The organism is Streptococcus suis (assembly GCF_002964045.1).
GTDB classification, from domain to species: Bacteria; Bacillota; Bacilli; order Lactobacillales; family Streptococcaceae; genus Streptococcus; species Streptococcus suis_U.
On sequence record NZ_POPB01000296.1, the window covers coordinates 1 to 7,702 of the forward strand.

At 41.1% G+C, this 7,702-nt stretch carries 9 protein-coding genes and 1 pseudogene; 2 read left to right on the top strand and 8 right to left on the bottom strand.

Annotated features, from left to right (window positions below):
- Nucleotides 1–145 precede the first annotated feature (145 nt).
- From C1E99_RS04240 to C1E99_RS04255, 4 genes are all read right to left on the bottom strand, one after another.
- A complete protein-coding gene (locus tag C1E99_RS04240; RefSeq protein WP_105206690.1) occupies nucleotides 146–1,207 on the bottom strand; it encodes a DUF4097 family beta strand repeat protein in 1,062 nt (353 codons plus the stop codon).
- Entirely contained in the window at nucleotides 1,204–1,959 is a 756-nt protein-coding gene (locus C1E99_RS04245) for a DUF1700 domain-containing protein (RefSeq protein ID WP_105206691.1), read from the bottom strand. Before C1E99_RS04245 ends, C1E99_RS04240 begins: the two co-directional genes overlap by 4 nt.
- On the bottom strand, nucleotides 1,946–2,272 hold the full coding sequence (locus C1E99_RS04250) for a PadR family transcriptional regulator (protein WP_105206692.1): 327 nt from the start codon (nucleotides 2,270–2,272) through the stop codon (nucleotides 1,946–1,948). The genes C1E99_RS04245 and C1E99_RS04250 overlap by 14 nt, the downstream gene beginning before the upstream one ends.
- Nucleotides 2,273–2,452: 180 nt before the next feature.
- Complete coding sequence (locus C1E99_RS04255) at nucleotides 2,453–3,253, bottom strand: formate/nitrite transporter family protein (RefSeq protein ID WP_105206693.1); 801 nt, start codon at nucleotides 3,251–3,253, stop codon at nucleotides 2,453–2,455.
- A 269-nt stretch (nucleotides 3,254–3,522) separates the two neighbouring features.
- Between C1E99_RS04255 and C1E99_RS04260 the strand changes: the two genes are divergently transcribed.
- Both C1E99_RS04260 and C1E99_RS04265 read left to right on the top strand, forming a co-directional pair.
- The gene (locus tag C1E99_RS04260) at nucleotides 3,523–5,055 is read left to right on the top strand and encodes a helicase HerA-like domain-containing protein (protein WP_105206694.1); all 1,533 of its coding nucleotides are present in this window, start codon (nucleotides 3,523–3,525) and stop codon (nucleotides 5,053–5,055) included.
- A 111-nt stretch (nucleotides 5,056–5,166) separates the two neighbouring features.
- Nucleotides 5,167–5,781, top strand: a complete 615-nt coding sequence (locus tag C1E99_RS04265; RefSeq protein WP_105206695.1) for an NUDIX hydrolase — start codon at nucleotides 5,167–5,169, stop codon at nucleotides 5,779–5,781.
- A gap of 41 nt (nucleotides 5,782–5,822) precedes the next feature.
- Here C1E99_RS04265 and C1E99_RS04270 read toward each other — a convergent pair whose 3' ends face one another.
- The 4 genes and pseudogenes from C1E99_RS04270 to C1E99_RS04285 all read right to left on the bottom strand — a co-directional run.
- Nucleotides 5,823–6,491, bottom strand: a complete 669-nt coding sequence (locus C1E99_RS04270; protein WP_105206696.1) for an MIP/aquaporin family protein — start codon at nucleotides 6,489–6,491, stop codon at nucleotides 5,823–5,825.
- Nucleotides 6,492–6,708: 217 nt separating this feature from the next.
- Nucleotides 6,709–6,867, bottom strand: a pseudogene (locus C1E99_RS04275) (XRE family transcriptional regulator); the annotation flags it as partial.
- Nucleotides 6,868–6,910: 43 nt separating this feature from the next.
- Entirely contained in the window at nucleotides 6,911–7,249 is a 339-nt protein-coding gene (gene cadX, locus C1E99_RS04280) for a Cd(II)/Zn(II)-sensing metalloregulatory transcriptional regulator CadX (RefSeq protein ID WP_000711078.1), read from the bottom strand.
- 11 nt (nucleotides 7,250–7,260) lie between these two features.
- Nucleotides 7,261–7,702: CadD family cadmium resistance transporter (locus tag C1E99_RS04285; protein ID WP_105206698.1), on the bottom strand; the 442-nt coding region annotated here is incomplete at its 5' end.

Below are 7,702 nucleotides of genomic sequence, written 5' to 3' on the forward strand. Positions count from 1 at the left end.
TTTTTCTTTGTGTAGCATAGGAGAACCTCATAAGTCCTTTTTCTTATATTATACTCCTAAATACGAAGAAAAGCCCTTAGAAAATCAATTCTAAGGACTTTGTCTTCAGTCTGAACCAACTGTCCACGCAGTTGGTTTTCTTAATTTATTTTGATTCTTCGAAAGCTATGGTTGCATTGACGGCATCAATGGTCAGGCTATTCTTACTGTTTTTGTTTTCCAGGGTCAAACTTTGTTTACGGTCTTCTTTTTTGAGAGGGAGTTTCTCATATACTCCACTGGTGTGAATGCCCATGGTTTCAAATTGCTTTTCGAGATGGGTCAAGTCACCCATCATTTCCTCTAGTTCTTTTTCGCTCTCTGCGTAGTAGCCTTGGTTTTGAGCTAGTGCCATTAGATCAAACTGGGTGCTAATAGCGAGATTGATGTCTTGTAGGCTTTGCTCGGTCAAGTCCAATCGAGTGTGATTGTAGGAGTTGGTCTTCGAAGGGGTAAAGACATTGTTTCCTTTTAGGCTGATTTGCAAAGCTGACAAGTCATAGTAATTTTCAAGTTTCACATTTTCAAGATTCGTTTCAGAAAGGTAAATCATTGTATCTGAGCCAGATATTTCAAGGTCTTTAAGGGTAGATTTAAATGAATTGAAAGAATCGGTTTGAATATGTCCACTGTCAATCTGACTATCATTCATGTAGATACTGCCTGTAATGTTCAGCTCTTTAACGTGGACATCCTCAAGTTCTAATATATTATTACCATAGAGATTTAGTGTATAGCCCTCTAATTTATTTAAGGTTTTTCCTTTTGGAATTTCAATAGTAATATAGTTGACATCAACATCTCGTTGGGCCAAAGCTTCTCCGAAATATTGCATAATTCCTTCAATTTTGAATTCTCGTCTTTGAGAAGAGAGTGTAAGTACCCCATCTTTTTCAGTGGCAGTTAAAGGAGATTGGAGATTGTTGTCAGAATTGGCATAGGTTAGATGAAAATCTTTGTCGCTGGATTCTTTGATGATGACATAATGTGGGAGTGATTCAAGCTTAACTGACTCCAGGTTGGGATAGGTTTTGTAGATTTTCTCAGGTGTGGAAACTTCTTCTAGTCGAGTCATGCCCCCAGTAAAAAATCCAATTCCAGCTAGAATTAAGCCTGTAATCAGGCTGACAAAGCCGATAATAATGGCGATGGTTAGTTTCTTTTTCATGCTCGTTTACCTCGTTTCAAGATCCATTTGAAGCAAGCCTTGACCAAGCGCCAAGACCAGTAGGCAAAAAATCCAGTCAAGATATAGATGAGAATAGCTCCGCCAATCAGTGATAAACCTGATCCAAAGCCCATGAGGAAGATGTTGAATCCTTCTGACATGAGGCTAAAGGCTTCCCAAATCAGATAGCCACCGCTGGTAAGAAGTCCGACACCCAAAGCAAAGGCACCGATTATGAGGGCCAAGATGAGCGCTACCAGTCCCAATAGGCTAGCTAGGAGAATGAGCAAGAGTGGAATGGCGATGGGCAGGGAAATGATTGCAAGGATAGCCAACCAGAGTGTTCGCTTGGTCTGGCTAAAATTGCGGAAGTAGCGACCGAGGAAAAAGGCTCCAAGGATAAGGGTCACAAAGAGGGGAATAAATCCGACAAATTCTCCCATGATAAAGAGCAGGAAGAAGGAAAATAATCCCATCATACTCAAGGCTCCCAGACCAACCCAGAGTTTCCAGTTGAGTTGAACAGGCTCTTGTTGATCCTTCTCCTCCTGGATTTGCTTGTTGAGCATGTTGTTAATGAGTTCGCTGGCAGCTTCTTTTGGTGAACCAAGTTCTTCTATAATTTCTGTTTCATGCTCTGGTCCAGCCTCGTCAAAGTATTCATTAAAGAAGTTGATGGCTTCAAAGTATTCTTTGTGGGGCAGTTTTTTGAGATATTTTTCTAACTGCTCCATGTACTCAGTTCTTGTCATGGCGAACGCTCCCTTCTATAATACCGTTGATGGTTGTTGTGTAGGTGTCCCAATCATCTTTGAGCTGAACCAGTTCTTCATGGCCCAGCTGGGTCAGGCTGTAATACTTGCGCATGCGGCCTTGGTATTCTTGGGAGTAGGTGGTCAAAAAGTCATTTTGCTCTAGCTTTTTCAGGATGGGATAGAGGGCAGACTCCTTGATATTGGCAATCAGTTTGATGGTCTGACAGATTTCATAGCCATAAGAATCATCGGATTCCAAAATAGCCATGATGAGAAATTCTGTCAGCACTGCGGGGACTGGAAAATGCATAGGACGCTCCTTTCTTTGATAGTTGGGTAATTAGGTTTGGATTTGGTATATATTTATTATTTGTTATATATCAAATCTTGTTATATGTTAAATATACACCTAAACAGATATTTTGTCAACGATATATGTGCAAAAATTGTCAAAAAAATACGGTTGGAATTCCAACCGTAAGAATTCATATTAGTCAACGTAAAGTTTTGATTTGTCACTCAACCAGCTATAAAGAAGACCGATTAAGAGACCACCACCAACGTAGTTTCCGAGTCCTGAGAATAGGAAGTTGCTCAACACACTCAAAAGATTCATTCCTTCGACTGGACCACCGTTTGAGAAGAAGGCGAGTGAGAAGGTAGAGAAGTTGGCGATAACGTGCTCAAAGCCAAGGAAGGCGAAGATAAAGATGATAAAGATCAATGAGATAACACGACCAGCATCGTCTTTCATACGCATGGTAACAAACACAGCAATGTTCACAACGATGTTAGCAAAGATACCTTCTACAAACTGTGTCAATGGTGTCTTAGCCAATTTAGCAACGGTTGCTTCTAACAAGTAGCTATGTGGATCAATATGTTGGTATGGTAAGGTCAAAGACAAGAGGTAGCAGACGATAACCGCACCGACAAAGTTGAAGAAAATACATGTTGCCAAGATTTTCAAAGCAGTCTTAGTTGGGATAACCTTGCGGTGAATGGCAGAAGTCATATACATCATGTTTGAAGTACCAAGCTCAGCGTTCATATACAAAATCATGACCAAGCACCAGCCAAACATCAAAGCGTAACTGAATTTTCCTAAATCTGGAACGATATGATTGAGCTTGTCAGCCGTATAAACAGAGATAGCCAGTCCGATTGCTAGATAGACACTAGCCATGATTGCACGAATAGCATAGGCAAAATAGTTGTTTTCGATCAAGTCTGCTTTTTTCTTGATACTTTTGTCGATATTATAAATCAGCGAATCTGGTTGTGCTGCCATAATAATCCCCTTTGTATTTTAAAACGTATTTGAGAATGTTCTCACAATAAAAGAGTATAACAGAAAACCGCTAAAAAAGTAAGTGTTTTTCAGTAAAAAACAAAAGTAACCGTTATCAATTGACAGATGACCTTCATTTGTCTGAAAATCATGATATGTAGAAAGAATGGATATGAATATTTTATGTGAAAGCTAAGTTATCTGCTCTGCTATTTTCCTGAAAACTATGCTACAATAAAGCTAGAAAAAATCGGAAATGAGGCTAGTATATGTCAGATCTTATTGCTTTTGGCTATGGAAGCAGTCGAGCAGAAATGCAGCTCAAGCGGCTCAATCGTCATGGAATCATCGCAGGGGCGACAGGTACAGGGAAGACAGTGACCTTAAAGGTCTTGGCAGAGCAGTTGAGTGATGCGGGAATCCCTGTCTTTCTGTCGGACATCAAGGGTGATTTGAATAGTTTGGTTGCGGCCAATACCAAGGAGATTGATCCTAGTCGTCTAGAGAAGACTCACTATCTTGACTATAGCCCAGTCGGCTATCCAGTTGAGTTGTGGGATGTCTTGGGGGAAAATGGGACTCCTGTCCGCATGACCATTTCAGAGCTGGGTCCTGTCCTACTGACACGTTTGTTGGGCTTGAATGATACTCAGGAGTCCATCTTGAATATTGTTTTCAGCGTGGCAGACGAACGTGGGCTGCTCTTGATTGACCTCATGGACCTGCGGGCTATGCTCAATTTTGTGGCTGAAAATGCGGCAGAGCTGAGCCAGTACTATGGAAATATTCCAGCTCGTTCGGTCGGTGCTATCTTACGTAGTCTGGTTGTTTTGGAGCAACAAGGTGGTAAGATTTTCTTCGGTGAGCCAAGTCTGGAAATTGCTGACTTGATGCGTACGGAGGAGGATGGCCGTGGGGTTATCAACGTTCTCCAAGCTACTCAGCTATTCAATCAGCCAACATTATATTCAACGGTTCTTCTCAGCCTCTTATCAGAACTCTATGAAGTCTTGCCTGAGGTGGGCGATTTGGACAAGCCTAAGATGGTCTTCTTCTTTGACGAGGCTCATGTTCTCTTCAAAGATGCTCCAAAAGTTCTTCTTGAAAAGATTGAATTGATTGTCCGCTTGATTCGTTCAAAAGGTGTAGGTGTCTTCTTTGTAACGCAGAATCCGACGGATATTCCTGATAGCGTGGCAGCCCAGCTGGGCAACCGTATCCAACACGGTCTTCGCGCCTTTACACCAAAAGAGCTCAAAACAGTTGCGACTGTTGCCGAAACCTTCCGTCAAGAAGGTGGGGAGGATTTGGCTAAGGTCATTCAGGAGTTACAAGTGGGTGAAGCTGTTGTGTCTACCCTTCAAGCTGACGGCACACCAAGCTTTGCGGATCGGGTTTTGATTTACCCACCGAAGAGTATGCTTGGAACGGTCGAGCCGAGCGCCCTCTTGTCTGTCATCAATAACTCTCCTTTGATGGAAAAATATGCTGACGCGGTCAACCGTGAATCTGCCCACGAGCAGATTTTAGCCATGACAGAGGCCAAAGAAGCCGAACTCATCAAAAAAGCAGAGCAGGCCGAGGCGGAAAAACAGGCAGAAAAAGAAGCTAAGGCAGCCGCAAAAATGGAAGAGAAAGCTCAGAAAGAAGCGGCTAAAGCTGCACAAAAAGCCAGTCAGCCAGCCAGTCGCAAAACAGACTCTATGATGGACCGCTTTACCAAGAACCTGATGAGCCAGGTCGGACGGGAAGTTGGGCGCGTGGTGACTCGTGGCATTATGGGCATGTTAAAAGGAAAATAAGATGAGGAACTGGGAAGGAAACTTCTCAGTTTTTTATCTAGACAAAGTTCTTGCCAGATGCCACAAAATTCGTTAAAATAAACACAAATCACTAGTTAGTAGGGAGTTGCCATGACTGATCAATTGCAGGCATTATTGAAAGACTATCAGCCCCAGCCATTGGGTGAAAAACGTTCCTATGCAGTCTTCTTGCCCTTAGTCTGGTCAGACAATCAGTGGCAGGTCTTATATGAGATTCGGAGCGAGTCCATTTCTCAACCGGGTGAGGTCTCCTTTCCTGGCGGCGGAATTGATGAAGGTGAGACAGCAGAAGAAGCTGCCGTTCGCGAGGTCGTCGAAGAATTGGATATTCAAGCTGAACAAGTTGAATTGCTAGGTGAAATTGATTATCTCGTTTTCGGTCGCTCAACGATTCGCTGTTTTGTCGGACGACTTCATCTGGACTGGAAGACCCTTCAACCCAATGACGAAGTGGCTCGATTCTTTACAGTTCCACTAGAAACCTTGCAAAAAACGGCCCCTGTCTATTATCAACTGGATTCACAGATTGTCCCAGATTGTGACTTTCCCTTTGAACGTTTGCGAGGTGGGGTTGACTATCCTTTCAGTCATCACAAACGCTTCGTTCCCTTTTATGAAAATCTACCAGAAAATATCTGGGGAATGACGGCCCAATTTACCCATCGTTTCACGGAAATCATAAATCAAAAAACTTCGCCCAGATGAGCGAAGTTTTCTACTTGTTGACCTACAAAATGGTGTTGAACTTATTTTTCAGTTTCCAATAAATGTTGACCTACTAGCGCAGCAAGAGCAGCACCAACTAGCGGTGCAAGGATAAAGACCCAAACCTGGCTAAGTGCAGTTCCACCTACAAAAAGAGCTGGCGCCAAGCTACGTGCTGGGTTAACTGAAAGACCTGTAACGTTCAAGCCCAAGATGATGAGCAAGGTTAAGGTCAGACCGATTACAAGACCTGCAATTTTTCCGTTACCCTTGCTTGCTGAAGTTACTGTAACGATAACTAAAACAAAGATAAAGGTTGCAATTGCTTCAAACAAGAAAGCGCCTGCGGCATTTACAGTTGTAAATCCATTTTCTCCTAAACTTGCTGTTGAGAGTCCAGCATTTGACAAGAAGAAAATCAAGGTTGATGAGGCAAGGATTGCTCCCAAAACTTGTGCAACCACGTAAGTAGCAAATTCTTGTGCATTCAAACGTTTGTTGATGAACATCGCCAATGATACAGCTGGGTTCAAGTGGGCACCTGAAACAGTACCGATGCTGTAAGCAGCCGCTACGATAGAAAGACCAAAGGCAAATGCAATTCCAAGATGACCAAGACCATCTACACCATTACCAAAAACAACAGCGCCAGTCCCAATAAAGACCAACATAAATGTACCGATAAATTCGGCTAAAAACTTTTTAGACATGTTTTTTCCTCCAGTTAGCTATCTTAAACCATTTTCATGAAAATTTCAAGAAAATTTGATTGTAAAGATGTGACAACGGATGGGGAGGGGCAAGGTTAAAATATTCCTCTCAGATACAGTTACGAAGTGTATGTTTGTGAATTGATGAATTCTTCATTACTTATTCTAAAATAAGCACATACGGATGTTACCACTAAATTGTGACTTATCAAGAGTAATAAAGCAATATTAAAGCGGTAACTTGTCGCTTTCCCTTTTCAACTTGGCTAACTTGACATGCATTTCCTAGGTCACTTTGCTTTAAATTATACTTTTTTCTTAAACATTTGATACGAGTAGGTATTTCTTGTGAGTAATTTTCATCAAAAAATTTCATAGATAAGCCCCTTACAAACATGGAAAAGTAGTAAAAATAGTTGTTATCCTAGTTGATTAAAAAAATCTCTGATTTCCTCATCTTTTATAAAATAATATATAATTTTCCCCTCTCTTCTAGTGTCCAAGATGTTTTGATTGGCTAGTTTACGAAGATGGTGGGAGGCAGATGCCATACTGAGATTTAGTAAACAGGCTATATCGCAGACACAGAGTTCTTCGACGGCAAGGAGATAAAAGATGATATTTATCTGTTTATTATCGGTAAATTTTGATAAAATGCGAAGTGATTTTTGGACTTTTTCCTTTTCAAGGTAGTTCGTTGCGGTTGTAACATTTTGTTGATTAATAACATCCACTTGACAGATACTATCTTTTTTCATAATTTTTTCTCCTAGCCTAACACAGTCCATAGCATGTCAAAGCTGTTGTTTTCAATCAGGATATACATCCCCAATCCTAAATAGACAACGGCAATAAACCATCTGCTATATTTTTCCAAAGTTTCTCCAACAGAAGGAACTTGTGCCAATTTTTGGGCAGAGAAAACCAAGAGATAAATCATGACTAGAAAGGTAAGTAAAGCCACTATCAAATTTGCTAAATTTAAGGTAGTAAAATATGGGACAAAGACACCAATATTGTCAGCACCACAACTTGCAAAAGTAATCATAGCGACTAGAAAAATCAGGTTTTTATTATCTTTGCTCAAACCTTCTTTGGCAATAGCTTCTCCATCAGAATCTCCTAAAAGCAAAACTTTGAGGCCTAGGAAAATTGGAATCAAACCGAGCAAACCTAAAATCTCTTTACTAGGAATATAATCTAAGACAAAT

Excerpts from the sequence above, each read along its gene's own strand:
- cadX (WP_000711078.1), bottom strand. The coding sequence starts at position 7,249 with ATGAAAAAAGATAGTATCTGTCAAGTGGATGTTATTAATCAACAAAAT.
- C1E99_RS04245 (WP_105206691.1), bottom strand. The coding sequence starts at position 1,959 with ATGACAAGAACTGAGTACATGGAGCAGTTAGAAAAATATCTCAAAAAA.
- C1E99_RS04255 (WP_105206693.1), bottom strand. The coding sequence starts at position 3,253 with ATGGCAGCACAACCAGATTCGCTGATTTATAATATCGACAAAAGTATC.
- C1E99_RS04265 (WP_105206695.1), top strand. The coding sequence starts at position 5,167 with ATGACTGATCAATTGCAGGCATTATTGAAAGACTATCAGCCCCAGCCA.
- C1E99_RS04250 (WP_105206692.1), bottom strand. The coding sequence starts at position 2,272 with ATGCATTTTCCAGTCCCCGCAGTGCTGACAGAATTTCTCATCATGGCT.
- C1E99_RS04260 (WP_105206694.1), top strand. The coding sequence starts at position 3,523 with ATGTCAGATCTTATTGCTTTTGGCTATGGAAGCAGTCGAGCAGAAATG.
- C1E99_RS04240 (WP_105206690.1), bottom strand. The coding sequence starts at position 1,207 with ATGAAAAAGAAACTAACCATCGCCATTATTATCGGCTTTGTCAGCCTG.
- C1E99_RS04270 (WP_105206696.1), bottom strand. The coding sequence starts at position 6,491 with ATGTCTAAAAAGTTTTTAGCCGAATTTATCGGTACATTTATGTTGGTC.